24 protein-coding genes are annotated in these 26,116 nt (G+C 70.9%); 15 read left to right on the forward strand and 9 right to left on the reverse strand.

Annotated elements, in window-relative coordinates; translation table 11 throughout:
• The first annotated feature begins 88 nt into the window (after positions 1-88).
• The 7 genes from LPU61_RS23255 to LPU61_RS23285 all read left to right on the forward strand — a co-directional run bounded on the left by LPU61_RS23255 (position 89) and on the right by LPU61_RS23285 (position 3,682).
• Positions 89-490 (forward strand): YbaB/EbfC family nucleoid-associated protein, encoded by a 402-nt coding sequence (locus LPU61_RS23255; RefSeq protein WP_229406116.1) that lies wholly within the window; start codon positions 89-91, stop codon positions 488-490.
• Positions 477-797 carry a type VII secretion target gene (locus tag LPU61_RS23260; protein ID WP_229406117.1) on the forward strand — a complete coding sequence of 107 codons (321 nt, stop codon included), beginning with the start codon at positions 477-479 and terminating at the stop codon, positions 795-797. The genes LPU61_RS23255 and LPU61_RS23260 overlap by 14 nt, the downstream gene beginning before the upstream one ends.
• Positions 794-2,110: a WXG100 family type VII secretion target gene (locus LPU61_RS23265; RefSeq protein ID WP_229406118.1), complete on the forward strand. Its 1,317-nt coding sequence runs from the start codon at positions 794-796 to the stop codon at positions 2,108-2,110. The genes LPU61_RS23260 and LPU61_RS23265 overlap by 4 nt, the downstream gene beginning before the upstream one ends.
• Complete coding sequence (locus LPU61_RS23270; RefSeq protein WP_229406119.1) at positions 2,107-2,523, forward strand: hypothetical protein; 417 nt, start codon at positions 2,107-2,109, stop codon at positions 2,521-2,523. The genes LPU61_RS23265 and LPU61_RS23270 overlap by 4 nt, the downstream gene beginning before the upstream one ends.
• Positions 2,524-2,643: 120 nt before the next feature.
• Entirely contained in the window at positions 2,644-2,874 is a 231-nt protein-coding gene (locus LPU61_RS23275) for a hypothetical protein (protein ID WP_229406120.1), read from the forward strand.
• 14 nt (positions 2,875-2,888) lie between these two features.
• Complete coding sequence (locus LPU61_RS23280; protein ID WP_229406122.1) at positions 2,889-3,350, forward strand: hypothetical protein; 462 nt, start codon at positions 2,889-2,891, stop codon at positions 3,348-3,350.
• 8 nt (positions 3,351-3,358) lie between these two features.
• Positions 3,359-3,682, forward strand: a complete 324-nt coding sequence (locus tag LPU61_RS23285; RefSeq protein WP_229406123.1) for a hypothetical protein — start codon at positions 3,359-3,361, stop codon at positions 3,680-3,682.
• Between the two features lie 461 nt (positions 3,683-4,143).
• On the opposite strand, the gene LPU61_RS23290 is transcribed toward LPU61_RS23285, so the two are convergent.
• The 3 genes from LPU61_RS23290 to LPU61_RS23300 are packed head-to-tail and all read right to left on the reverse strand — an operon-like array spanning position 4,144 to position 9,857.
• Entirely contained in the window at positions 4,144-5,124 is a 981-nt protein-coding gene (locus tag LPU61_RS23290; protein WP_229406124.1) for a phosphotransferase, read from the reverse strand.
• Positions 5,121-7,262, reverse strand: a complete 2,142-nt coding sequence (locus tag LPU61_RS23295; protein ID WP_229406125.1) for a UvrD-helicase domain-containing protein — start codon at positions 7,260-7,262, stop codon at positions 5,121-5,123. Before LPU61_RS23295 ends, LPU61_RS23290 begins: the two co-directional genes overlap by 4 nt.
• A 42-nt stretch (positions 7,263-7,304) precedes the next feature.
• The gene (locus LPU61_RS23300; protein ID WP_229406126.1) at positions 7,305-9,857 is read right to left on the reverse strand and encodes a DUF262 domain-containing protein; all 2,553 of its coding nucleotides are present in this window, start codon (positions 9,855-9,857) and stop codon (positions 7,305-7,307) included.
• 257 nt (positions 9,858-10,114) lie between these two features.
• Between LPU61_RS23300 and LPU61_RS23305 the strand changes: the two genes are divergently transcribed.
• The 6 genes from LPU61_RS23305 to LPU61_RS23330 all read left to right on the forward strand — a co-directional run bounded on the left by LPU61_RS23305 (position 10,115) and on the right by LPU61_RS23330 (position 16,413).
• Entirely contained in the window at positions 10,115-11,146 is a 1,032-nt protein-coding gene (locus LPU61_RS23305) for a hypothetical protein (RefSeq protein WP_229406127.1), read from the forward strand.
• A 5-nt stretch (positions 11,147-11,151) separates the two neighbouring features.
• Complete coding sequence (locus tag LPU61_RS23310; RefSeq protein ID WP_229406128.1) at positions 11,152-11,802, forward strand: NUDIX domain-containing protein; 651 nt, start codon at positions 11,152-11,154, stop codon at positions 11,800-11,802.
• A gap of 13 nt (positions 11,803-11,815) precedes the next feature.
• Positions 11,816-13,195, forward strand: a complete 1,380-nt coding sequence (locus LPU61_RS23315; RefSeq protein WP_229406130.1) for an alpha/beta fold hydrolase — start codon at positions 11,816-11,818, stop codon at positions 13,193-13,195.
• Positions 13,185-13,775 (forward strand): hypothetical protein, encoded by a 591-nt coding sequence (locus tag LPU61_RS23320; RefSeq protein ID WP_229406131.1) that lies wholly within the window; start codon positions 13,185-13,187, stop codon positions 13,773-13,775. Before LPU61_RS23315 ends, LPU61_RS23320 begins: the two co-directional genes overlap by 11 nt.
• 271 nt (positions 13,776-14,046) lie before the next feature.
• Positions 14,047-15,306 (forward strand): acyltransferase, encoded by a 1,260-nt coding sequence (locus LPU61_RS23325; protein ID WP_229406132.1) that lies wholly within the window; start codon positions 14,047-14,049, stop codon positions 15,304-15,306.
• 168 nt (positions 15,307-15,474) lie between these two features.
• Complete coding sequence (locus LPU61_RS23330) at positions 15,475-16,413, forward strand: alpha/beta hydrolase (protein ID WP_043963222.1); 939 nt, start codon at positions 15,475-15,477, stop codon at positions 16,411-16,413.
• A 150-nt stretch (positions 16,414-16,563) separates the two neighbouring features.
• On the opposite strand, the gene LPU61_RS23335 is transcribed toward LPU61_RS23330, so the two are convergent.
• A complete protein-coding gene (locus LPU61_RS23335; RefSeq protein WP_043963221.1) occupies positions 16,564-17,463 on the reverse strand; it encodes a hypothetical protein in 900 nt (299 codons plus the stop codon).
• 446 nt (positions 17,464-17,909) lie between these two features.
• Positions 17,910-18,281: a nuclear transport factor 2 family protein gene (locus LPU61_RS23340; RefSeq protein WP_043963220.1), complete on the reverse strand. Its 372-nt coding sequence runs from the start codon at positions 18,279-18,281 to the stop codon at positions 17,910-17,912.
• A gap of 184 nt (positions 18,282-18,465) precedes the next feature.
• On the opposite strand from LPU61_RS23340, the gene LPU61_RS23345 reads away from it, so the two are divergent.
• Positions 18,466-19,815 (forward strand): cytochrome P450, encoded by a 1,350-nt coding sequence (locus LPU61_RS23345; RefSeq protein ID WP_052503768.1) that lies wholly within the window; start codon positions 18,466-18,468, stop codon positions 19,813-19,815.
• Here the strand turns inward: LPU61_RS23345 and LPU61_RS23350 are convergent.
• Positions 19,799-21,247 (reverse strand): MFS transporter, encoded by a 1,449-nt coding sequence (locus LPU61_RS23350; protein ID WP_229406133.1) that lies wholly within the window; start codon positions 21,245-21,247, stop codon positions 19,799-19,801. The two genes, LPU61_RS23345 and LPU61_RS23350, sit on opposite strands and share 17 nt — an antisense overlap.
• Positions 21,248-21,492: 245 nt before the next feature.
• Here LPU61_RS23350 and LPU61_RS23355 point away from each other — a divergent pair, with 245 nt between their 5' ends.
• Positions 21,493-22,119 (forward strand): ATP-dependent Clp protease proteolytic subunit, encoded by a 627-nt coding sequence (locus LPU61_RS23355; RefSeq protein WP_043963218.1) that lies wholly within the window; start codon positions 21,493-21,495, stop codon positions 22,117-22,119.
• A gap of 168 nt (positions 22,120-22,287) precedes the next feature.
• On the opposite strand, the gene LPU61_RS23360 is transcribed toward LPU61_RS23355, so the two are convergent.
• From LPU61_RS23360 to LPU61_RS23370, 3 genes are read right to left on the reverse strand one after another with little or no spacing between them, the layout of a single operon-like run.
• Positions 22,288-23,847: an LLM class flavin-dependent oxidoreductase gene (locus LPU61_RS23360; RefSeq protein WP_229406134.1), complete on the reverse strand. Its 1,560-nt coding sequence runs from the start codon at positions 23,845-23,847 to the stop codon at positions 22,288-22,290.
• A complete protein-coding gene (locus LPU61_RS23365; protein WP_229406135.1) occupies positions 23,847-24,662 on the reverse strand; it encodes an alpha/beta fold hydrolase in 816 nt (271 codons plus the stop codon). Before LPU61_RS23365 ends, LPU61_RS23360 begins: the two co-directional genes overlap by 1 nt.
• Positions 24,663-24,667: 5 nt before the next feature.
• The gene (locus LPU61_RS23370) at positions 24,668-26,098 is read right to left on the reverse strand and encodes a cytochrome P450 (RefSeq protein ID WP_229406136.1); all 1,431 of its coding nucleotides are present in this window, start codon (positions 26,096-26,098) and stop codon (positions 24,668-24,670) included.
• Positions 26,099-26,116 lie beyond the last annotated feature (18 nt).

A 26,116-nucleotide genomic window follows, 5' to 3' on the forward strand; every position in this document is an offset into this window, starting at 1 on the left:
CGGGGCGCGTGACCGGCCGGCGGCGGTGCGTGACGGGTTGCTACGGTGTGCGGGACGGTCACCGGTGTGTCCCCTGGGGAGGGTCGGCATGTGGGCGGACGAGGCCGCGCTGGACGCGGCGACCCGCCGGCTCGACGAGTGGGAGTCGTCGATCGCCGACCGGGCCGCCCGCGCGCGGGCGCTGTCGGCGCGGGCGCGGGCCCTGACCGGAACCGCCCAGAGTCCCGACCGCACGGTCGAGGTCACCGTCGACGCCACGGGCCTGCTGGTCGACCTGCGGCTCGACGAGCAGACCCGGCAGCACCCCGCGGCACACACCGCCCGGCAGATCGTCGCCACCACCCGGGCCGCGCACGCCGACCTGCTGCGGCAGCTCACCGAGGCGACCACGCAGACCCTCGGCGACGACGACCCGGCCGGGCGGGCGATCATCGACGGCCACCGGCGGCGGCTCGACCCCGGCCAGGGCCCGCCCGATGGCCGCCGGTGACGGCATCCGGGTCGACCCCGGCGACCTGACCACCCACGCCGCCCACCTGGAACGCTGCGCCGACAGCCTCGACACCGCCCGGCAGGCCGGGCAGCACGTCCGGTTGGGCACCGACGCGTACGGCCAGCTGTGCGCGATCATGCCGGTGCTGCTCGACGGCCTCCAGCAGACCCTGGTCGGCGGCGTCGACGCCGCAGCCCGGTCGGTGCGCGACACCGCCGCTCGGGTGCGCTCCGGCGCCGAGGGCTACCGGGCCGCCGACGCCCGGGCCGAGCAACGGCTCCAGCGCGTACGCGACGCGCGGTGACCGGCAACCCGCTCGTCGCCGCCCCGGCGGGCGACGCGCCCAGCGCGTGGGCCGGCATCTGGATCTGCGAGGACATCGAGCTCATCGCGCAGGGCGTCCGCGACGGCAGCTGGATCGACGGCAGCCTCGGCGTGGTCAGCGCCGGCCTCGACGCCCTCGCCTTCGTCTCCGACCCGGTCGGCGCCCTGCTGCAGTACGGCATCGCCTGGCTCATCGAGCACGTCAAGCCGCTCAGCGAGGCGCTGGACTGGCTGGCCGGCGACCCGGCGCAGATCACCGCGCACGCCCAGACCTGGCGCAACGTCGCCGCGTCGCTGCGCGACGACGCCGCCGAGCTGACCCACGCCGCACGCACCGAGGTCGCCGGCTGGGGCGGCGACGCCGGCCCCGCCTACCGCGCCTGGGCCGCCGGGCAACACCAGGCGATCGGCGGCCTCGCCCAGGCCGCCGACACCCTGGCCGCCATCACCGAAGGCGCGGCCGGCCTCGTCGCCGCCGTCCGGCTCCTGGTCCGCGACGCCATCGCCACCTGCGTCTCCCGCCTCATCGTGTACGCGGGAGAACTCGTCGCCACCGCCGGCCTCGCCACACCGGTGGTCGTGGAGCAGGTCACCACCACGGTGGCGTCGTGGGCGGCGCGGATCGCACGGCTGCTACGCGGGCTGCTGGCCAGCCTGCGGCGGCTGATGCCGCAGATCCGCCGCCTCGGCGAGCTGATCGAGAAGCTGAAGCAGGCCCTCAATCGCCTCGCTCGGATCGGCCCGACCGACCGCATGGGCAGACGTCGGGACTGGGCTGATCCACGAGCGCGGCCGATGTCACCCAAGGAACGGCCGGACTCCCACCTCCCTGCCGGTGATCCGGTCTACTACACCGACCACTCCACGGTCGTCGGATACGACGCCCGCACGATGCGGAACATGGAAAAATCTATGCCTCTCGACGGGTACCACGATGTCGTCGTCCATGGCACCGACAAGGGCTACTTCATTCCCGGTAAAGTCTCGGCCGAGGGGGCGGACATGGACGGCAGCCCGACCAGCGCAGCACAGATCGCGGCGGCACTCAGGGAGAACCCAGCCTATGACGGGGGACCCGTCCGACTCGTCTCCTGCTACTCGGGGACGATAGATCCACACGTGATCAACGGTGTGCCGCTCGGGCAACAAGTTGCTGACGAACTTGGCGTCACCGTAATCGCCCCGACCAAGAGAGTAGGCACGGAACGATGGGCAACGGAGCCCGAGCCACCCGCCGTCGACGCCGGGGGCACATGGAAGATCTTCAGTCCGCGACCAGAAGGACACCGATGAAGACGGTGGGTTTCTTCCAAGAACTCGGACCGGACCCGGTCGAGGTCTACGCCGAGAGCATCCATTCTCACCGGGCCCCGGACCCACTTCCCGATGCCGATCGCGTGACCGACTACCTGCGCGACGGGCACGGTCTGATCGACGTGATGGGTGCGGAACTGGACGTCCTCGGCAGCGGCCGACACCTCGTCGGCGGCGCCTCGGTCATGACCGACGGCGAATGGCTCTGGCGCGACGACCTACGGTTCTACGTGACCACCTACCACGTGCGCCTTCCGGAGGACTTCCTAACCTCCATCCGCGCAAACGACTATCGCGTCCCTGACCTTCGGATCGAGGAGCTTCGCGCGGCAGGCAAGGAAGCGATGCGCCTTCTTGGCTACCACCGGCCTCCGGCCCCATCGCTCCACTGACCGACTCCGGCCCATGTCGGCTGGCGGTCACCAGGCGACGAAGCGCGTCGCCCAGGCCGCCGAACTGCCAACCGGGACGGCAGCTGGCGTCCGACCACTCAGGGTTCGGAGAATTGCGTCATGGGCATGATGATCGTCGCGCGTCGGGTCGAGGCACCCGGCGAGAAGGTGCGTTACGAATTCGGGTTCGAGGACAGGTATGACTGGGTGCTCACGATCGATCCACGCACCTTGGAGGTACACATCGAGGACGGCGACTTCAACCCGGCCGCCAGCGACGTAGCTGCAAAGATCGTCAATGCATGGCGTTCCGTCGGCCACTTCCCGGAGCGAATGATGTTCGCGAGTTAGGAGTCGGGCGAACAATGTCTAGCTTTGAGCATGCGCTCATCCGCACCCAACTGGGAGCGGCCGAGCTCTGCCCACTCCTCGGCCTCGAACTCACTTGGGACGATGTGGGCAGCGTCTACCTCAGCAGGCCGGCCTCCGACGGACGGCCCGGCATCGTCGGCGGAAAGCTGTACCGCAAGCGCTACGGATATCCGCTCAACGATCCAGAGGAAGAGTCACTCATCGACGGATACGACCTCGTCTGGGACATCGGTTACAGCCCCCGCGACAAGGAGATGCAGCTCGACGAGGCGCAGCGATTGTTCAGGGAGATCACCTCGACGGGCCGGTGGCCGGCTATCCTACTGCGGGGGATGGATCTCCCCCTCGCCTGCTGGGACATTCGCTGCGGCTACCGGGAGTTCCCGCCGGGGACGCCCTCCGACGTCGACCATCGGGCTCTGTGGGCACCTTATCGCCAGCCTCCGCGGATCTGACGTCACAGATGGCTGGCCTCATCGTGCTGAAGCCTGGCGTCAACTGGATGGCAACCGGCGGCCTGTTCAACTGGGCGCTGGAGTTTCTCATCTCAAGGCTATCCGACAGGCAGACTGCCGACCGCCTACAGGAGATCGTAGACAACGAACTCGGCTCGGTCTGGATCCACGAGCTACCACCCGAGGCTCAGGTGGAGATCGTCAGGCACTGGCGGCAGCGCCTGGTTGCCGCCGGAGAGCAGGAACTACCTGAGAGTGAGCACAAGGCCGACGCGATCCGCCACCTTCAGGAACTGGTGGACGCCACCTACTCCGCCGCCTATGACGGGTGAGATGACTGGACGCGTATGACGTTGTCCACCGCACCCTGCCAGCGATATCGGGCCTGCACTGCCCAGACACTGCTCACCGGACGCTTCGCCTCGTCTTCACCGCGCCCCCGGAACTGGATAAGCTCCCACCTCCCCACCAACACCGCACCGCCTGGCGGGGTGACGCCCTCCCATGAATAGGGAGCTGAGTCAAATACGACATCACCGTGCTCGCCACGCTCTCGGCGAGGCGAGCACGCAGGCCAAGAACGACGTATCCGCCTGATCGGCCCGACAAACCGGCCCGGCCTGGACCCGACCGGCCCGGCCCAGACCGGCCCGGTGATCAAGAGAAAAGCGTCAGAGTTGATCTCGACGATGACGCAAACTTCTTGATCACCGAGGCAAGCCTGGATCGGGGGGCGGCAGGGTGGCCGGTGATGACGTATATGACTCAGCTCCATAGGTGCCGTTCCATCGCATCAACCGTCACGGCTCACGGAGCCGAGTCCTCCGGCGAACGGCCCCGACCGCCACTGGTCGAGCATGCCGCCGAGGGCGTCCGCCAGCATCGGCAACTGGGGGGCCAGTGCGAGGCAGGCGACGCCCCGCAGCATCCCCACTGCCGTCACGAAGCGCAGCACGTCCTCGTCGAGCTGCCGCATGTTCCGGCGCTGCGCCTCACGTCCGTAGGCGGCCTCGCCGTCCGGGCCGACGCCGACGATGTCCCACTCGACGGGCCCCAGCGTCACCATCTCGAAGTCGGCGTAGCGATGCCCGTCCACCCCGGCAACGATGTTCACGACCGGAGAATCGCCGTGGACGGGCTGAAGGTCGACCCCCGGGAACGTCTCCTCGAACAGCTCCCGGGAGCGCACGAGTGGTTCCAGCACCTGCCATTCGCGGCGGGCGCGGTGCAGGTCCGCCCGATCGATGAGCTCGGGCCGGCCGTCGAGCACGGTGAGGCCGTCCTCGATGAACTGCGGTTCGGCCGCGGACAGGAAGGACAGCTCGCCCGGATAGTCGCGCAGGGCCGCGTGCAGTTCGGGGATGAGACCGCAGTTCGCCACATAGTCGGGTTCCTCGGCCGGGGCCAGCTCGATCAACTGCCAGAACGTCATCGAGAAGCTGTCCTGCCGAACGGGTTTCCGGGGCGTGAGAGGGCTGGGCGGGATGACGGGCACCCGGTCCGCGAGCCACGCCGTCACGTCCAGCTCCGCCCGCTGCCGGGCGGCGAGGCTGTCAAGGTCCGCATGACGCGGCAGCACCGTGGGCACCCGGGCCACGACCGGCGACGGCGCAAGGTGTACGACGACGGAGAAGGACTCGTAGAGCACGTGAGCGTCGGTCACAGCGAGCCCGTGCGCGCGCCCGGCGTGGACGGCCGCGTCGACGGCCCGCCGGGTCCGGTGGGCGATTTGCTCCGGAGTCATGAAGCCGCTCATATCCTCATCAATCCTCACTGGGCCAACGGCAGGAACGGGCTGGGTGACCCGCTCCACGACACGTGCAGGGCTTCCCTGGCGCGGGTGGCCGCGACGAAGAGCAGGCAGCGTTCCCGCAGCAGGTCGCTGTCGTGCTGCGCCTGGTCGACCTCGCTGGGCGTGACCTCCTTGGTGAAGGGGACCGCCTTCGCCGTTACCCCCACCACCGCGACGCAGCGGAACTCGAGGCCCTTCATCGCGTGCAGCGTGGCGAGGCGCACGCCGTCGGCGTCCGCGCCGGGCTGGTCGCGTACCCGGACGGCGGGGATGCCGGCGGCCGTCAGCTCGTCGTACACGGTGTTGAGCAGCAGGTTGAACCGCGCGCAGACGGCGACCTCGCCGGGCTGCACGCCCTGGTCGAGCCACTTGCCCACCCGCTTCACCAGCGCCGCGACCTCGGCCTGCTGCGTGTCGTGGCCCTGCGCGTGCGGCCGGGTGCCGTGCAGCAGCGACCGGTAGCCGGCGAGGCTGTCCTCGCCCTCGCCTCCGAGGTCGTCGACCCGCGACCCGACCAGCACGCCGGTGGCCCAGGTCAGGATCTCCTCGGTGTTGCGGTAGTTGATGCGCAGCCGGCTGCTGCGCCCGGCGACGGAGATGCCGAGGGCGCTGAGCGACACCCGGGAGTCGTAGATCCGCTGGTGCGGGTCGCCGGTGATGAACAGGTCGTCCGGCCCGGGCGCGACGGCGGCGCGCAGCACCCGCCACTGCGCGGGGTGCAGGTCCTGGGCCTCGTCGACCACCACGTGGTCGAACCCGTGGACGCTCAGGTCGGCACCGTCGAGCAGTTGCGCCGCCCGCGCGCACACCTGCAGGTGCGTCAGGTTGCCGGCGGCCGACAGCTCGGCCAGGAACATCTCGACGGCGTCCCACATCTGGTCGCGTTGCCGGGCACCCAGCACCGTCCCGCGGCCCCGCCGGCTGGCCGCGCGGTAGTCGTCGCGGCTGCGCACGTCCTGAGCGAGGACGACGTGCCGGAACTCCTGGGTGAGGAACTGCTCGGGCCAGGGCAGGTCGAGCCGCCGGCAGACCCGCCGCCACACCTGCCGTTCGTCGGCGTCCCCGATCGGTGCCGCGACCCGGCCGGCGAGCGCGCGCACGCTGCGGCTGGCGAAGGCGTTCACGGTGGTCACCTCGACGCGCGCCAACTGTCCGTCGTCGCCGAGGAGCAGCGCCAGGTGCTCCCGCAGGGTCGCGGCCAGGGCATTGGTGTACGTGGTGAGCAGCACGCGGCTGTCGGACGTACGGGAGAGGAGGTGTTTGACCCGGTGCAGCGCGACCACCGTCTTGCCGGTGCCCGGCCCGCCCGTCACCTGCGCCGGCCCCTTGTACGACACCCGGTAGGCGACGCGCCGCTGCGACGGGTGCAGGAACACCCGCCAGGCGGCGAACGGCTTGTCGAGGATCTCGGCCAGCTCGTCGGGCCGGGTCACCAGCGTGATCCGGCTGGCGGTGTTGGCGATCGCCATCGCCAGGCTCTCGGTGGGCTCGGTCGGGGCGTCGGCGGGCCGGCGTTCGACGACCAGGTCCCGGTAGACCTCGTCGGGCGAGAAGCCCTCGGCGAGATATTGCAGCACCTCGAACTGGTCCTCGGGCAGCAGCGTGCCGAACGCCTCCAACTGCGGCTTGTCGACGATGGTCCGGACGGTCCGCAGCACCTGGTCGTCGATGCCGAGGTCCCGCAGCACGGTGTCGGAGTGCCGGGCGAACAGCAGGGACGGGGCTGCGGCCGCCGCCTTTTCCAGCGCCGGGGTCAGCTGCTCGATGGCGGTGACGTTGCGGACCTCCAGTGCCCGCGTCGCCGTGTTGACGGTGTAGAGGCGCTTCGCCGCCCAGGTGTACGCGTCGTCGTGCGGCACGACGTTGAGCAGCAGGAACGTGTCGCTGCCGTCGTCGGGGGCGAGCACGACCCCGCGCCAGAAGTCGTTGATCCGGATCGTACGCATGCGCGGGTCCCGGACGTTGTGCACCGACTCCAGGTGCAGGCCCTTGTCGGCGTGCAGCTCGGCGATGGTGAGCTGCTGGAACTTCTCCATCGCCTTGCGTACGCCGGCCTTGACCGGCTTCTCCAGGACGTCGAAGCTGTGCCAGAAGCTGTTGGCGAAGGCGAGCTGCGGCACGGACGGGACCTCCGGGGCGGCGGATCGGGGCAGGCGGATCGGCTAGGCGAGGGCGGCTTCGTCGGGGGTGTCGAGCTGCGCCTGGTCGTAGAACCAGCGCAGGTGGTCGAGCAGCGCCTCCCGGGCGTCGGCGTCGGCGAGGACCGTCAGCGGGAAGCCCGGCCGCAGGGCGAGCTTGGCGGTGGGGATGTTCACCCCCGGCAGTTGGTTGAGCCGCTGCCGCAGCTCCTCCCGCAGCGCGATGTCGTTGTACGGCGTGCGGACGCTGAGGTGCTGGAAAACCACCTCAAACTTTCCGCCCGGGTAGATCACGGCCGGCCAGATGCTGCCCAGCTCGTGTTCCCTGCGCCGGGCCATCAGGAAGCAGGAGGTCTCCCCGCCGGTGCCGTAGGACAGGGTCCCGCCCAGCGTGGTCCATTCCTCGAGCAGCACGAGTACGGCGGTGGTCACCGCCGAGCTCTGCCGGGCGGTGAGCTGCTCGACGAACCGGTCGGCGTAGGTGCCGCCCTGGCCCGGCCGGGGTCGGGGGACCCGCTCGGGCAGTTCCTCCGGGGTGATGCCGGCGAGCTGCGCCAGTTCCTCGGTGCCGATGCGCTGCGCCTGGTCGGCGCGGTTGCCGTCGAACGTCACGCCCTCGGACCGGAGCACCTCGTACGGGTCGTCGGTGCGGCCCGGTTCGAGCCAGCGGAAGCCGGGCGACACTGTCCCCTCGACCTGCAACACCCGGTGCGCGTTCGGGACGGGGTGGTTGGCCAGCCGGACGCCGACCGGCTGGGGCGCGGTGCCGATGAGGGCGGCCAGGTCGCCGTACGTCGTCCAAGAGCCGGTAGGCAGCTCGGACAGCGCCCTGGCCATGAGGTCCCAGGGCACCTCGGACTGGTTTCCGGCCTGCTCGGTCGGGCCGGGCCAGATGGTGACGACCCGCTCGGCGAGGGCGTCGGCGCGGGCGTGGATCTCCGGACGCCCCCACCGTTGCCCCGCCGTGATATCCCGGCTCAGCCTGATTCCGCTCTTCTCCAGTTCGGCGCGCTTCGCCGCGAAGGGCTTGTTGCCCATCTCGGAGTTGTAGCCGGTGAGGGTCAGGTTGCCCAGGGTGTGCAGCAGCGCCTCGTGCATCTCGTCGAGATTCTCGTCCGGCCCGAGGTCGGCGGCGAGCATCTGCCGCCACTCGTCGGTGAGCGTCTGCGGCAGCACGTGCTCAATGGTCGCCTTCTCCAGCGACACCGGTTCCTTGCTGCCGTACGACTCCTCCAGCCAGCGCAGCACCAGGCTGCGTTGGGGCGCGCGGCCGTGCAGGTAGAACGGGATGGACCGCACGGCGTTGCGCACGGCGGCGTCGGTGGCGTAGTGCTTGCGCCCGGTCGACAGGTACGCCCGGACCGCCTCGTCCACCGGCAGGTCCTTGTTCATCTCGGTGACGACGGAGAGCAGGATCCGGTTGATGTTCATCGTGCTCCGCCCGATGATCAGGCGGCGGACGAAGAAGCTCTCCACGTGGAGCAGCGCCGAGGCGACCTGTTCGGAGGTGGCGGTGCCGTCTTCCCGCCGGTCGAGCAGGTGCAGCGCCAGCGGATAGACGGTGGTGGTGCCCCACGCGCTCAGCCGCTCCAGCCGCAGGCGTACCCCGGGGTCCTTCTCCTCGTCGGGTTCGAGGATGGCCCGCAGCAGCGCGCCCAGGCGGGTGAACCGCCGCACTTCGGCCTCGATCTCGGCTTCGGTGCGGACGCGTTCGAGCCGGGCCTGCTGGGCCGAGTAGATATCGGTCTGCTTGACCCGCGGATCCCGGTGCACCAGATCGAGCCAGAAGAGCAGCTCCAACCTGTTGGCGCGGTCCAGCGGATCCGACTTGAGTTGGCGCTGCAACGGCAGCCAGAGGGACTTGTAGACGACGTCGCCCCGGGTGGGCAACCGCATGAAGAGATAGTTGCGCAGCAGGTCGGCCTGGGTGAGCCGCAGCCCGGTGTTGTTCAGCGACTCGAAGATCCGGTAGACGTTGTCGCCGGGTTGGGCAGTGACCGCCACCAGCCTCAGCCCGGTGATGACGGCGTTCTGGACCCCTTCGATGTCCAGCGGGCGCTCCGGGTCATCGACGGTCAGCGCGTCGGCGAAAAAACGGTAGGCCACGCTCACCGGGTCGTTGCCGGCGGCGTACGGGGTCGACTTGACGCAGGCCACGTAGGCGTCGCGGTCCTCCTGAGTGGGGACGAGCTTGAGCCAGCGCTCTTCCTCAAAGGGATTGGTCAGGTACTTCTGGTCGAGCATGAGGCGGTGCTTCGGTCCCTCGTGCGTCGCGCGGTGGTCGCGGATCGCGCAGAGCAGGATCGTCAGGGTGGTGAGCCGCTGTTGCCCGTCCACCACCAGATATTCGGCGACGCCGACGGGGCTGATCGTCGGGCTGGGCGCGAGCACGAGCGAGCCGATGAAGTGCGTGGCGCTCGGGTTGTCCACCTGGTCCTCGGCGAGCTTGCGCACGTCCTCCCAGAGCCGTGCGAGCTGCACCTTGTTCCACGAATAGGTCCGCTGGTAGAGCGGCACAAGGTATTGCTTCGTGCCCTCCAGCAGACCCTGCAACGTGGTTTCCTGCGCCGCGACCATCTCGCCACCGTCTCTTTCGGACCCACCCCTGAGCCGGCAAGACAATCAGATCAATCCACTCGGGGGCAACCCGCACGAAAGGTCGTCGCGTCGGATAGTCGACAGCCAGCCGGGCGGTCAGGTGCGCAGCTCAATAGGCTTCGATCTTTTCTCACGGCACGCTGGACGGCATCCGGCAGGCGGCGGGTCTGCCGGAAGCTGGCATCAGCCGGTAACGTCGGCGGCCCGTTCACGAGGACCTGCCGGGAGATGGTGTCGTGGGTCTGCGACGTGCGTTCACCGGCACCGGCGCCGTCAGCGGGTTCGTGGTCGGCACGGCGCTGGCCCTTGCCACCTTCGCCTTTCAGACGACACAGGAGTGGGTGGACGAGGGCGAACATGGTGCGGCCTACCGCTGGCTGCTGCCGTCGGCCGTGGCGCTCGTGGTGATCTCTCTGGCCGCCGTCGGCGAATGCGTCTACCTGCTGGCCCGGCCGCAGGCCGAGCTGCCTCCGGTCGACGCCTACCACCAGTACGCCGCCGGTGTCATCGCCTACGGCAACGTGCTGCACGAACAGAAGCGGGACCCGGCCCTGCTGCGGCACCGCGAGAACGTCACACTCACCCTGCACGTGCTCGGGTTTCACGAGCAGCGGGCGCAGCTCGGCGAATGGGCTCTGGAGTCCGCGCAGTTCGTCGACGACAAGCTCGCGATCATCGCCATTCTCATCGACGACATCGGTTGGGCCAACTATCTTCTCGGGCGTGACGTGGCCGTCGTCAACATCGAACGGGGGATCCGCTACGGGGAACAGCTTCCCACCGGTTTCGGAGAACCCCGCCGAAGTCTGCTCCTGGCGAAGGCCCACCGGCACCTCGGAGTGATCCGGACGGCGCGTGAAGGCCGGCTGGCCGAGTTCGACTTCGACCGGGCCGGGGAGTTGTTGGCCGGTGTGGCCGCGTCGGCTCCGGCGGAGGTACGCGTGGACGTGGCGCACGTCGATCATGCGCGCGCTCTGGCGATCACCACGATGCTGGGAGTGAACAACGCCGGCACCATCCGATCGAGCGATGCCGAGGGCACGGCCGCGTTGCGGCGGGCACTCGACCTGGTCCGCCGGGCCCGGGACGCGTTCCAGGTCGAATCGGATCAGGGACGTTACGCCAAGTCGTTGGTCCTGGAGATACGGATCCTCGAGGCCCTGCACGAAGATGTGGAGGCACGTCAGTTGGCTCCGTTGCGTGATCGGGCGGTGGCGGCGTCCGTCTGGTCCCGCCCGGCCGGCGCCGCGTTCATCACGGGAAGGTGATTCAGTTGGCGGAACGGATCGACATCTACAACGCGAACCTCGAGCCGATCGGTGTCATGGACCGGATCGAGGCGCACATCCGGGGCGAGTGGCACCGGACCTTCCACTGCTGGATCGTCTCGGGCGATGACGGTGGTCAGCTCCTGCTCCAGAAGCGGGCAGACAGCATGCGCAACTTTCCCGGCCTGCTCGACGTGAGCGCCGCCGGCCACCTGGAGGCCGGCGAGCAGGTCCTGGACGGGCTACGCGAGGTGAGTGAGGAGCTCGGTCTGACCGTCGACCCCGACGGCCTGCACCACCTCGGGGAACGGGTCGAGGTCGCCGATCAGTCGAACGGCCAACGGAACCGCGAATACCAGTCCGTCTACCTCTATCGGTGCGACGAGCCGCTGGCGAGTTACCGCGTCGCACCCGACGAGGTGGCCGCCCTGGTCTGGCTGCCGATCGCGGCGGGCATGGACCTCTTCGTCGGCCGGACCGACAGCCTCAGCCTGCGGGGGCGCACCTTCGAGGAATCGGACGGAGCCCGCTGGGAGGAGTTCTCCCTCGAAGTCACCCGGGAGTCGTTCCTGCCGAGAATCCAGCGGTACTACCTCACCACCCTGATCATGGCGGAGCGGCTGTTGTCCGGCGCGGGTCCGTTGGCGATCTCATAACGGCCGGTGGCAGATGGCAGTGATCGTGCTCGCCCGTCACGTCGAGACCGAGAAGAACCGCCGGGACATCCACGGCACGTGCGCGCTCGACACCGTCACGTCTCGGGGGCACCGCCAGGTCGAGCGACTGGCCGCAGCCATCCACGACCACGCGATCGGCGTGCGAGGCGTCCTCGCCACGCCGACGCCTCAGGCGATCGTGTCGGCCCAGCTGATCGCGACGGAGCTGGGCTTGCCATACGAGGGGGAGCTGGCGTTGCCCGCCGTCGATCTGGGCGTGGCCGCGGGGCGGTCCACCGCCGAGCTGCGGGCCGTGCACCCGCAGGCGCACCGGGCGCTGGACCTGTTCCGGGCTCGGGTGACCAGCGCCGCCGATCTCCACCTGCCCGGCGGCGAGACCGCTGGGCATCTGCAACGACGGCTGATCGCCTGGTGGCGGGGCGAGGGGCGGGAGCGGTGCCGCGACCGGCTGGTGGTGGGCAGCAACTCGACCGTACTGATGATCGCCCACCTGTTGAACGGCGTCCTGCCCACGGACCCGCGCTACCGGTACCTGGCCGTTCCCCACGGCACCGCCCGGCTCTGGCGCGGGGCCGGCGACGCCTGGACGGGCTCGCCCGGCTTTCCGAGCGACTCGTGGCCGGACGTGGAACAGCTGCGGTTGCCCTCGCCGGACGGCGCGGTGGCCGTGACGAGGCACGCTCCGAGCTGGGTGACGAGCGATCGCAGCATCATCGTCGTGCCCGGCTACTTCGGCAGTTCCCGGCACGGGCCGTACGGGCTCTACAACCGGTTGGCCCGCGCCTGGGCGTGGCAGGGCTTCGAGACGTTGACCATCGATCCGCTCGGTTCGGGCGATTCGAGCGCGGTGTTCCGGGACTTCACCTCCGAGGTGCGCTCCGTCGAGATCGTCGCCGAGTGGGCCGTCCGACGCTCCGCGTCGTTGCTGCTGGTCGGGCACTCGATGGGCGGGGCGACCGCGCTGCGCGCCCGGGATCGTGTCGGTGCCCCCGACTGGCGGGTCTGGTGCCTCGCGCCGCTGTGCCGGCTGGTCGACCTGGCCCGGGTCTTCCTGTCCGCCGGGCAGCTCGACGAGCTGCGCGTGACCGGCCGGACGTACCGACACGGCCTGGAACTGCGCCGGGACATGATCGACGAGTCGGGGGACGCGTGGGAGGTGCACTGCGGGGACGTGGACGGGGTGTGGGTCGCCGGAGCGGACCGGTACACCTCCGGAATGGATCTCACCCCGGTCCCGGCCGACCGGATACGCGTGATCGAGGGCGCCGACCACAACTTCTCGGCCGACGACAGCCTCCCCCGGTTGCTGGCGTCGACGGGTCCGCTGCTCGCCGCCCTGTCGTCGCCGATGCCAGGCGCCGATGTCGGCTGAGCTGGCGCAGCAGGTGCACGCGGTGTGGTCCGGTCGCTTCCAGCCGCTGCACGTCGGGCACCTCGCGGTGCTGCGGCACAGCCTGACCGTCCTGCCCCTTCCGCATGTCGCGGTCCTGACGACGTACTTCGGCTGGCGGGCCGAGGGCGACTACGGCGCGGCGGCCGACGACGCCTACGCCCCCGCCCGTAATCCGCTGACCGTCTGGGAACGGTTCTCCCTGATGCGGTTGGCCCTGGCCGGGGAAGGCATGGCCGATCGCGTGGCACTGATCGTCGCGCCCCGGCACGACCTGGACTGGCCGACGGTGGCGCAGTTCTATCCGCCCCGGCGCGTGATCTGCCTGACCGCGAAGGACGCCTTCGAGGCGGCGAAGGAGACGGTGTGGCGTTCCCGGGGCGAACGGGTGCACGTCTTCGCCGAGCTGGGCCCGCACGAGGTGCTCACCACCTCGACGATCCGGGGCGAGGTGGCGGCCGGCGCGGACTGGCGCGCCTTCCTTCCGGCGGCGTGTCACTCGTACTTCGCGGAGATCGACGGGCCCCGGCGGGTCTTCGGCGTCGGGCGGAACGCCCGATGACCGCAAGGGAATAGGCGGAAAGGAACACCGACGGGCGTTCCGGCACATCCCGCAGAATGCATTCAATTAGCTCGAATGAATTATGTATCCGACCATTGCCGCAACCATCGCGACCCCGGGGCGCGCGGGCATCCATTCACGACATGTCGCACCATTGACGACGCCGCACGTCTCAACAACGAAACGATTCCGTGGCGAATATGGCGGCGAATGCATCCGGCCTCGTATTCATAGATCCAGATCAGGATACTGAATGCTCCGAGGAGGAACGATGTCCACTGAAGCCGACGCGGCGCATTCAGCGCCCGCCCGACCCGCCGACCCAAGACGGCCGGCGGCACCGCCGCCCGCCGGCGAGCCGGGCCACGCCGGCCCGCCCGACCGGCCGCGTACCAGATTCCGTGGCGACATCGAGGGAATCCGGGCCGTCGCCGTGGTGACGGTGATGCTGTTCCACGCCGGCGTGCCGGCGCTCTCCGGGGGCTTCGTCGGCGTCGACGTCTTCTTCGTCATCTCGGGCTATCTCATCACCACCCAACTGCTGTCCGAACACAACCGGACCGGCGGGGTCGCGCTGATGGACTTCTACGCTCGCCGGGCCAGGAGACTGCTGCCGGCGGCCAACGTGGTGCTGCTGGCGGCAGCGGTGTTCGTGTTCCTGATGGTGCCCCGTGGCAGGTGGGGTCAGATCGGCGGCGACCTCGTCGCCGGGGCGTCCTACCTGCTGAACTGGCGGCTCGCCGAACGATTCGCGAACCCCGACCCGACGATGCCACCGTCCCCCGTACAGCATTTCTGGTCGCTTGCCGTCGAAGAGCAGTACTACCTGATCTGGCCGTTGCTGATCATGCTGGCGGTGGCGTTGGCCAAGGTGTCCGGCGCCCGGGTGAAGCCGGTGCTGGCGACGGCGCTGGGCCTGCTGGCCGCCGGCTCGCTGGCCTGGTCGGTGACCACCACCGTCGGCGCGCAGTCCCCGGCGTTCTTCCAGACCACCACCCGGATCTGGGAGCTGGCCGTCGGCGCGGGCGTCGCCATGTCGGTCGGGGCCCTGGCCCGGCTGCCCAGGCCGGTCGCCGTCGTGCTGGGCTGGGCCGGGCTGGCAGCGGTGCTGGTGGCCTGCCTGTCCTTCACCCCGATGATGGACTTCCCCGGCTACACGGCCGCCCTGCCGGTGCTGGGCACCGCGGCGGTCATCGCGGCCGGCTCCGCCGCTCCGGCCCGGGGCGGGGTGGGGTCCGTGCTCGGGATCGCGCCACTGCGCTGGATCGGCGCGCTGTCGTACGCGCTGTATCTGTGGCACTGGCCGATGCTCGCGATAGCGGCCACCTACTGGGGACCGCTGTCGACGTCCACCGGGCTGCTGGTGATCGCGCTGTCGACCGTCCCGGCCTGGTCGACCTTCCACTTCGTCGAGAACCGCATCAGATACTCCCGGCGGGTCGCGCAGTCGCCACGGCTCGCCCTGGGCATCGGGGCCGGCTTCTCCGCGCTGGGCGCGCTGGCCGGCGTCGCGCTGCTGCTGGCGAGCTGACCGGGTCCGGCGCCGACCGCCCACGCGGTCGGCGCCGGGTCGACGGCCGCGACGTCAGACCGACGGAAAATGGTACGGCTCAGAATGTCTGATCCCTGCCCGGTCGCTCGTCGGTAGGACGAATGCCGCTCGGCGGCCTGTCGAGCGGCTCCGGCCAGGGAGGTTCTCATGACATACGCCTTTGACGCGGAGCTGGCACCGTGGGTCCCGACGCTGCCCGTCCTCGACCTGCGCGACCCGGCCGCCGCGCGCGAGGTCGGACGGGCCATCGCGGCCCAGCTCCCCCCGCCCGACCTGACCGGCCTCACCGTGCTGGACCGGACGGTGCCCGGCCCGGCCGGCGCTCCCGCCGTCCCGGTGCGGATCTACACCCCGCAGCCGGCGGCGGCACCGGCACCGGCCGTCCTGCACCTGCACGGCGGCGGCTTCGTGCTCGGCGACCTGGCGCTCGAACACGCCGACGCCGCCGCGTTCGCCACCGGCATCGGGGCCGTGGTGATCGCCGTCGACTACCGCCTCGCGCCCGAGGCGCCCTTCCCGGCGGCGCTGGAGGACTGCTACGCGGTGCTGTGCTGGCTGGCCGGCAACTGCGACGAACTCGGCGTGGACTCCACCCGCCTGGCCCTCTACGGCCGCAGCGCCGGTGGCGGGCTCGCCGCCGGCCTCACCCTGCTGGCCCGCGACCGTGGCGGCCCGCGGCTGGCCATGCAGTATCTCGACGTCCCGGTGCTCGACGACCGGCTCGACAGCGTGTCCATGCTCGCCTACGTCGACACCCCGATCTGGAATCGCCCCAGCGCCGAGCTGGGCTGGGCCCACTACCTCGGGGACGGCGTCAAGCCCGGCGAGCCGGGCGTGTCGCCGTACGCCGCCCCGGCCCGCGCGGAGGATCTCGCCGGGCTGCCACCGGCGTTCGTCTCAAGCTGCCAGTTCGATCCGGTACGCGACGAGGGGATGCACTATGCGCAGCGGCTGGCCCAGGCCGGCGTGCCGACCGAGGCGCACCTCTACCCGGCCACGTTCCACGGTTCGGCGCTGGTGACCGAGGCGGCGGTGTCCCGGCGGATGCGGCAGGACGCGGTGGCCGCCTTCCGCCGACTGCTCTGACCGCCGCCGGCACGCGGCGGACTCCAGGCCGCCAGGTCGAACCATTCGGGTACGGGATCAGGGCACGTCAGCGGAAGCAGGCTCACGGGCGCCCGCCAACAGAACGGGGAGGGACGATGCCGCGTCCCTCCCCGTTTCGCCCGGACCGCCTCAGGACAGGAACTTGTCCAGGGCCGCCTCGATGGTGCCGCTGTCCGGCGAGGCGTACGACTTCATGGTGATCTTGTTGTACGAGATGAAGCTCGGGCACCGGTTGGCCGGGGCGTTCACGGTGCCGCCGTCGCCGATCTTCTCCGCGGTCTTCGCCGCGTAGAAGGTCATCGTGTAGCGCGACGAGATGTAGGAGATCGTGACCTGCTTGCCGGAGTTGTCCTTGTAGTCGCACTTCTTGGGCGTGCCCTCGCTGCCCTCGTCGACCTTCAGGCAGGCGACCACCGACACCGACGTGAAGTCGGCCGACTTCGCGTAGTACGGCTTCGCCGAACTGACCGACTTTGTCGACCAGAACGTGGGCCGCTCGATGGAGTTCGCGAAGGTGTACGCCTTCGCGCCGGACGGGCCGCTGTAGGTCGCCGCGTTCAGGATCGGGCTGCCGTCGCAGACCCCGGACAGGTCGCTGGAGTAGCGCGCCGTCAGCGCGTTGTTGTTGTTCGGCTGTTCCTGGGACTCGGCCGGCTCGGGGGTGGCCGAAGTCTCCGTGCCGGGCTGGGGGTTGCCGTTGCTCGGGGCCGCCGTCGCGGGGCCGGACGCGATCGGGGTGGGGTCTTCGTCGTCGCCGACGAGGGCGAGCCCGATGCCGGCGCCGCAGATCGCGAGGACGACGACCACGGCACCGGCGGCCAGGCCGATGATCAGGCCCCGGTTCGACTTCTGCGGCGGGGGCATGGGGGCACCGAACTGCGGGGGCCCCGGCTGGCCGTAGGCGGGCTGGCCGTAGCCCGGCTGGCCGTACGCGGGATACCCGGCGGGCTGGGCAGGGGCGGGCGGCCCGCTCCACGGGGTGACGTTCGGATCCGGCTGCCCTCCGTACGGAGGGTGATTGCTGCTCATCTGAAGCCCTTATCGCTATCGGCGGGTGCCACGGCACGGGATCATGAAACAGGGTAGTGAGCGGCGCAAATTGTCGCCCCGCCGATCGGGGCGGGTGACCGACGTCGATCACGCCACGTCAGGAGTCATGACTTTCCGTGTGGGATGGGCTGCGCTGGCGATTCTCCCCCGACGGGGGAATGGACCCTTTGGCGGCCGGTTGCGGTTTTCGGGAAAGAGGTCCCGCTGCAGGTGGACGACAGGAGTGGTCCCGCCGACCGAACGGTTCAATGTGTGACGCAGATTACTCAATCCGGTGTCAGGGCGGGCCTGCGGTGACCCACCGGGACAGCCGTCGGCAGGGGGCGGACACGGGGCCGGGCACCGCCGGCGGGTCGGTGCCCTTCGACGGTGCCCGGCTGGGCCAGCCCTGGTGCGGGCTTACTGGAGGTGGACGTGGGCGCGGGTCAGGACACCGGCTCCCGGACGTCCATGCGTTCCACCAGGCCGTCCCGAATGGTGTAGAGGTGGTGCACCACCTGGTCGGCCAGCACCTCCCCGTCGAGGGTCCTGACGACCTGGTGGACCTCGACGCAGATCCGTCCGTCGGGTTCCGGGGTGATGGCGCGCGGTTCGACCCGGGGGTCGATCGAGTCGAACTGACGCCGCCAGTACTCGCTCACCGCCACCGGCCCGGTGGCGCGGACACCGTCGATCATGTTGGGCCAGTCGACCGCCGGGCTGAGAACGGTGACGATGTCGTCGATGTCGCGGGCGTTGAACGAGGCGTAGAGGCGGCGGAGCAGTTCCGTCACCTCCGGTTCCAGATTGGTCGTCATGCCCCGAGTGTGGGCAGCCATGTCGGGCAGATCAGGTGAATCACATTATTCGGTGATTTCACATCTTCGGCGCTGCCTTCGGGGTCGGGGAGCGGGGTTCACCCGATACTTCGGCCGGTGCCGGGCCGGCACGCTCAGTAGGTCCCCGCGACCACGGCGGGCGAACGCCGTCGAAGGAGTGGATGTGTCGAGTCCGACCGCCGGCACGGCCGGCATCCCCACGGTGCCGGGAAAGCTGCCGGGCATCGGTCACGTGCCCCGGCTGCTCAGGAACCCCCTCGCTTTCATGCGTTCGCTGCGCGACACCGGCGACCTCGCCTGGGTGCACCTCGGGCCGCAACGGGTCCTGTCGGTGAACTCCCCGGAGCTGGTGCACCGGATGCTGGTGACCGACGGCCGCAAGTACGACCAGGGCAAGTACTTCGACAAGATCCGCCAAGAGTTCGGCAACGGTCTTCCGGTGTCCAACGGGGCCTTCCACACCCGGCAGCGCCGGCTCATCCAGCCCGCCTTCCACCGCGAGCGCATCGAGGGCTACTTCCGCGTGATGGCCGACTCCGCCGCCGCCCTGACGTCGCGCTGGCAGCCGGGCGAGGTCGTGCCGCTGAAGGCCCAGGCCCTCCAGCTCATGCTGGGGATGGTGGCGAAGACGCTCTTCTCGGCGGACGTCAGCGGCCGGGTCAACGACGAGGTGCAGCGGTCGTGGACGACCATCGTCAAGGGAGTGGCCTGGCGGACCATGTCACCGGTGGAGTTCCTGGAGAAGGTGCCCACGCCGGGCAACCGGCGCTACGTCCAGGCCAGCCGCCGCATGCGCGCCGCGGTCCGGGAGGCGGTCGTCGAGCAACGCAGGACCGGCGCCGACGACGCCAGCCTGCTCACCATGCTCCTGGCCGCGCGGGACGCCGAGACCGGCGAGAGGATGAGCGACGAGCAGATCATCGCGGAGATCTTCCTGATCCTGTTCGCCGGCACCGAGACGGCGGCCTTCATGACGGTCTGGCTCTTCCACGAGCTGGCCCGCGAGCCTGCGGTGGCCAAGCAGTTGTACGAGGAGGTCGACTCGGTGCTGGGCGACGGGCCGCCGACGTTCGAGGCCATCGGCAGGCTGACCTACACCCGCCGGGTGCTGACCGAGTGCCTGCGGCTCTACCACCCGGGCTGGATGTTCATGCGCCGGACCAACACCACGGTCGAGCTCGGCGGCCGGGAGCTGCCGCCGGGCACGGAGACCCTCTTCAGCATCTACGCCCAGCACCGCGACCCGCGGTCCTTCCCCGAGCCGCTGCGCTTCGACCCGGACCGCTGGCTGCCCGGGGCGCCGCAGCCGCCCGACGACGCGTACATCCCGTTCCTGGCCGGCAAGCGGCAGTGCATCGGCGACGGTTACGCGTGGGCGCAGATGGTGACGACGATCGCCACCATCGTGTCCCGCTGGCGCCTCGAACCGGTGCCCGGGCATCCGGTGAAGGAGCTGCCCCAGGCGCTGATGGCGCCGAGTGAGCTGCCGGTGGTGGTCAGGCCGCGGCCTTGACCTGGTCGGGGACGGCCCGCCGGACCCGGCGCTGGGCCAGCAGGATGAGCACGAAGGCGGCGAGGTAGAGGGCGCTCTCCCAGCCGAACACCACCCGGTAGCCGTGCATCGTGGCCGCCGCCCCCTCGCTCGGCCTGGTCAGCAGGTAACCCGCGACGGATCCCGCGAACAGGGTGTTCAGCAGGGCCGTCACCATCGAGGCGCCCATCTGCTGGGTGGTGCTCACGACCGCGCTGGCCACCCCCGCGTCCTTCGGGTCGATGCCCAGCAGGACGACGTTGTTCAGTGGGAACAGCGACATGGCCACGCCCACCCCGATCAGCACCAGGGGGATCAGCACGGCCGTCGGGTAGGGCGAGTCCACGCCGAGTCGGGTGAGGGTGAACAGCCCGGCCGCGCCGGTCAGGGCGCCGACGGACATCACCGGCAGGGGCCCGAACCGCACCACGGCGGGCGCGCTGAACTGGGCGGTGGTGATGATGGCGAGGGCGAACGGCAGGAAGGCCAGGCCGGTCTGGACGGCCCCGTAGCCCCTGGTGTTCTGGAAGTAGAAGGTGAGGAAGAGGAACATCGACAGCTGCGCCCCGTTGGCCAGCACCGCCGCGAGGTAGAGCAGGGCCCGGTGCGGCTCGCTGACGATGCGCAGGGGCAGCAGGGGCTGCCTGCTGCGCGCCTCCACGAGGACGAAGACCCCGAGCAGGAGGACGCCGGCGGCCAGCGAGCCAAGGGTGACCACCGAGATCCACCCGTTGGCCTCGGCGAGGGTGAGGCCGTTGGCCAGGCACACCAGTCCGAGGGTGGCGGTCAGCGCCCCGGCGAGGTCGTAGCGGCGTCCCTTGACCGCCGGCGGGTCCGGCCGCAGCGTGGCGACGGCCAGCACGACGGTGACGAGCACGATGGGGACGTTGACGAGCAGGCACCAGCGCCAGGAGGCGTACTGGGTGAGGACGCCGCCGAGCAGGAGCCCGACCGCGGCGCCGCTCCCGGAGACCATGCCGTAGACGGCGAAGGCGCGGGCGCGGTCGGCCTGCTCGGTGAAGGTGACCGAGATGAGCGAGAGCACCGCGGGCGCCACGACGGCAGCGAAGGCGCCCTGCAGGGCCCGGGCCGCGAACAGCTGGACGCCGTTGTCGGCCAGACCGCCGAGCGCGGAGGCGACGGCGAAGCCGACGAGCGCGGCCAGGAACATCCGCTTCTGCCCGAGATAGTCGACCAGTCGGCCGCCGAGGAGCAGCAGCCCGCCGAAGGCGATGGCGTAGCCGGAGACGACCCACTGCCGGTCGGCCAGAGAGATCGACAGGTCGGTCTGCATCTGCGGCAGCGCGACGAACACGACCGCGAGGTCGAGCACGATCATGAGTTGCGCGGTGGCGACGACCCCGAGGGCCAGCCAGCGGCGCGAATCGGCTGGAGAAAGATCCTTCGAAGACATGGCAACCTCTCACGCCGCGCGATTGGGAGGGCAGGATGTCCGTCAATTCGCTATCGCGCCGCAACGGTGAACCAGACAAGCATCCGAAGTGGATCGGTGTCAAGATAGAGAATTCGTTATGCCGTCGGCAGAATGACATCTCACGGGGTTTCGACCAATGGAGATCACAGTAGAATGGCTTCGGTATCGTCGTAGCTTCGACCGGAGGTAGCCAGATGACCCGCTCGCCCGAGCGCCTGGGAGCGATGTCACCAGACGCACCACTCGGAATCATCGCTCGCGCCGGCGAGAGCAACCTCAGCTTCGACGGCAACCTCTTCAACCGGCTGCTCGAGGAGCGCATTATCTTCCTCGGCTCGGAAGTGAACGCGGAGGTGGCGAATCGCGTCTGCGGGCAGCTCCTGCTGCTGGCCGCCGCAGATCCGGTCCGCGACGTCCACCTCTACATCAACTCCCCCGGCGGTTCGGTGGACGCCGGATTGGCGATCTGCGACACGATGGACTTCATCGAGAACGACGTGTCGACGCTGGTCGTCGGGCTCGCCGCGTCGATGGGTCAGGTTCTCTCGTCGGCGGGCACCAAGGGCAAGCGGTTCGCCCTGCCCCACTCGCGGATCATGATGCACCAGCCCCTCGGTGGCATCCAGGGCGTCGCGTCCGACGTGGCCATCCAGGCCGAGCAGATGCTCTACGTCAAGCGGGTGCTGCGCGAGGAGACGGCTCGCCACACGGGCAAGTCGGTGGACGAGATCGAGGCCGACGCCGACCGCGACCGGTGGTTCACCGCCGACGAGGCGGTCAACTACGGGCTGATCGACCGGGTCGTGTCCCGCGCGACGCACGTTCCGGACGGGGCCGGCACGCGGGGCTGAGCGATCCCGGGGTTGAGCATCCCCGGCAGTCAGCGAATGGCCGCCGCCGGTCGTCCGACCGGCGGCGGCCATTCCTCTGCGGAGCGAGGTGGCTCCCCTGCGGGGACTCTCCCCCACCCCTCGTGCAGGCACCCGGCCGGCGCCGGCGCCTCAGGGCCCGGCGGCCAGTCAGGATCCGTCGGCCAGGGCCTCCAGCGCGGCGTCGCAGCAGGCGACGTCCTGCTCACCGGCTCCGCCGGTGACCCCCAGCGCGCCCACCACCACTCCCTCCCGCAGGACGGGCACTCCCCCGGGCAGGAACGTCAGGCCCGGCTCGGCCGCCAGCAGGGCCGTCCTGACCGGCTCGGGGAACGCCTCGACGGCGACGTGGGTCGGCACGCGGAAGTTCAGCGCCCCGTACGCCTTCTTGCGCGCCAGCACCCCCGCGCTCGGGAAGCAACCGTCCATCCGCTGGGCGGCCACGGTGGTGCCGGAGGCGTCGACGACCTCGGCCGCGACGACCGCGCCGACCTTCCCGGCGTGGTCGACCACCGCCCTGAGCAGGGTGAGGGCCTGGTCGAGGGAGATGTCTGGCATGGTGGACTCCTTGTCCGTCGGGGGCCCGGCGGGCCCATGGCTGATCGGCGCGGGTCGGTGCCGGGAGAGCTGGCGGAGCCGGGGGACCACCCGCCGGGCGAAGATCGTCATGCTCCGCCGGAGGAGCGGCGTCGGCATCGCGTCCAGGATGCCCCCGCCGCCGACGTGGACGGCCGCGCCCGTGTCCCGGAGGTGTTCGTAGAGCCGGTCGCGGACGGTGCCGGGCGAGCCGACGAGGACGTGGCCCTGCGCGACGAGGTCGTCGTAGGACGGCGGCGGGAAACCCGGCGGGTCTCCCGCCCACGGCGTGCCGTCGGGCCCGGGGCCGCCCGGCACGGGCGGCGGGACGGGCGGCGGGACGGGCGGCGGTGACGCGGTCGCGCGAAGGAGGCGTTCGTACTGCTCCCGTGCCTGCTCGTGGGCGGTCCCGTCGTGCTCGGCGAGGTGGACCGGCACGCAGGTCACGACGCCCCCGGGGGCGCGTCCGGCCGCCGCTGCCGCCTGCCGGTACCGCCGGCAGACGTCGACGGCCCAGGACCGGGGGCCGGTGGGCACCACGAGCGAGTGCCCCCGTCGGCCGGTCTCGACGACGGTCGGCCGACCGGCCTCGGTCAGCAGCCAGACCGGTGGGCTCGGCGACTGCCGGGGCCGCACCGGGGCGTCGACCCGGGGTCGGTAGTGGTGCCGGCCGTCCCAGCGGAAGGGCCGGTCCTCCGCCCACGACCGCACGATCAGGTCGAGCCCCTCCCAGAACCGCTCCTCCGCGGTGGTCGGGTCCAGCCGCGACGAGTGGAGATCGGCCCAGGTGCCCCGCACGAAACCGGCGTCGAGGCGTCCCGCCGACACGAGGTCGAGCGTCGCCAGTGTCCGCGCCAACAGCAACGGGTCGTCGTGCAGCGGCAGCGCGTTGCCGACGACGGCGATCCTGATCCGGGTGGTCCGCGCGGCGACGACGGCGGCCAGGACGTTCGGGTCGCCGACCCGGGCGTGTGACGCGGGGTGGTGGGCGCCCAGGCAGACGCCGTCGAACCCGAGCGCCTCGGCCGTGACGGCCTCGTCGACGTACGCGGGGAGCAGGTCGCGGCCCGCGCCGAGGTCCGTGCGCCCGGGTGGCGGACCGGCCGGCCCCGTGACGAGGTGGTAGAAGCGCATCACCGGCTGCCGATCCCGTCGAGGAAGCCGCCGACCAGGTCGGCGACGGCGTCGGGCCGCTCGACCACGAGCGCGTGGCCCGCCGCCTCGACCACGGCCAGTCGCGAGTCGGGCAGCAGCCGGTGGTAGCGGCGCGGCACCTCGACCGGCACGTACCGGTCGGCGCCGCCCACCACGACGAGAGCCGGCGCGGTCACCCGCCGCAGCAGGCGGGGCAACCGCCGGCTGTACGGCCGGCGCCAGGACAGCCGCGCGTAGGCAGCCTGGTCGGCGTGCAGGCCACGCCGCCGGGCGGCGTGGGGCAGCGCGCCCACGGCGGGCAGATCGTTCATGGTCAGCTCGATCAGTTCCCGGTCCGTGGCGGCGAAGGGGTCGACGGCGACGGGCGGCCCGTCGGGCGGGGCCAGGCCGACCGGCGCGATCAGCACGAGCGCGCGCACCAGGTGGGGGTACGTCACCGCGAACTCCGCCGCCACCCAGCCGCCGAAGGAGTATCCGACGAGGTCGAACGGCCGGTGGAGGCCGAGCGTGCGGCGCAGGTCGTCGTAGTGCGTGACCAGGTCGTCGAAGCCGTGCAGCCAGTCCGGCATGGGCGTGTCCCCGCAGCCGAGCTGGTCGGGCGCGACGACGTCGGCGCGTCGTGCCAGCAGCTCGTGGAACCGCAGCCAGCGACCGGCGAGGCCCGCCCCGTGCAGGAACAGCAGCGCGGGCCCGGCGCCGCGGCGGCGGACCGCCACCGGTGTGCCGTGCACGTCGATGAGGTCGGGCCGCACCGGCGGGGGCAGGCGCAGCCGCCGGTGCGTGGGGATGACCATCCCGTTCAGCTCCCGGCCCGCCGCCGCAGCACCCGCATCCGCAGTCCCGGCCGGGGCCGCACGATGATCCGCGCCTGGGGCTGCACCCGCTGTCCGCCGAGTGGTGCGAAGTGCCAGCTCTGGCAGATCGTGGCCAGGGCGATGACCGCCTCCATCTGGGCGAAGACGTTGCCGATGCACTGCCGGGGGCCACCACCGAACGGGAAGTACGCGAACTTGGGACGGTCCTGGCCGAGGGCGGTCCCGGTGAGCTGGTCGTCCTCGCCGGTGGGTTCCAGCCAGCGCTGCGGGGCGAACCGCTCGGGGTCGGCCCAGAGCCCGGGGTCGCGGTGCACGACCCAGGGGCTCATCATGACCATCGCATCCGGGGGCAGGCGGTAGCCGCTGAGGACGCGCTCCTGCAAGGGGCGACGCCCCACGGTCCACACCGGCGGGAAGATCCGCAACGCCTCCTGGAACACGGCCGTGGTCCACTTCAGCCGGGGCAGGTCCTCCAGGGTGGCCCGGCGGCCGTCGAGCACCTCGTCGACCTCCCGGTGCAGCCGGGCCAGCGCGGCGGGTTCCCCGACGAGCAGGTGCAGCGCCCACGCCAGGGCGTTGGCGGTGGTGTCGTGCCCGGCCATCAGCAGCGTCAGCGCCTCGTCGCGGACCTGACGGTCGTCCATCGGCTCGCCGGTGTCGGCGTCGCGCGTCTGCAGCAGCAGCGACAGCAGGTCCGCGCCGTCCGCGCCCTCGTCCCGGCGGCGGGCGATCAGCTCGAACACCACCGAGTCGAGCGCGGCGCGGCCCCGCCAGAACCGGATGTTCGACGGCGAGGGCAGCCGGGCCAGCAGGCCGCCCATCGGCATCAGGGCGTACCGCAGGGGCCCGTCGTTGCGCGGCATCGCGGTGCGGATGGTCTCCGCCTCCCGGCTGCCGAGGGCGACGTCGAAGACCGTGCGGGCCACGATGGACAGGGTCAGGGTGACCATCTCCCGGAGCATGTCCACCTCGCCCCCGTCCGGCCAGTCCCGCACGTGGCGTTCCGACAGCGCCGCGAAGTCCTCCGCGTACCCGGCGATGCGCTGCCGGTGGAACAGGGGCTGGATCAGCCGTCGCTGCCTGCGGTGCAGGTCGCCGTCGCTGGTCAGCAGGCCCTGGCCGAGCAGCATCGTCAGGGGCGTCTCCCGGCGGCCGGTGGCGGCGCTGCGCAGGATGTCGTTGCCGTAGAAGCGGTTCGCCGTGACGAGCACCTCCTGGATGGCGTGCGGGTCGCTGACCAGGTAGATGGGTCGCTGCGGCAGGGGCAGGCGGACGAACGGCCCGTGCCGGTCGCGCATCTCGGCGAAGAACAGCGGCGGCTGGTTGGCCAGGGTGCGCAGCGCGCTCAGCGGGATCCGCTTCGGGCCCGGCATCGGCTGGGCCGCGTCGACGCGCGGTGAGGTGGTTCCGGTCATGGTCGCCTCTTCCGATCG

The organism is Micromonospora sp. NBRC 110038 (assembly GCF_020884815.1).
Lineage (GTDB): Bacteria > Actinomycetota > Actinomycetes > Mycobacteriales > Micromonosporaceae > Micromonospora > Micromonospora haikouensis.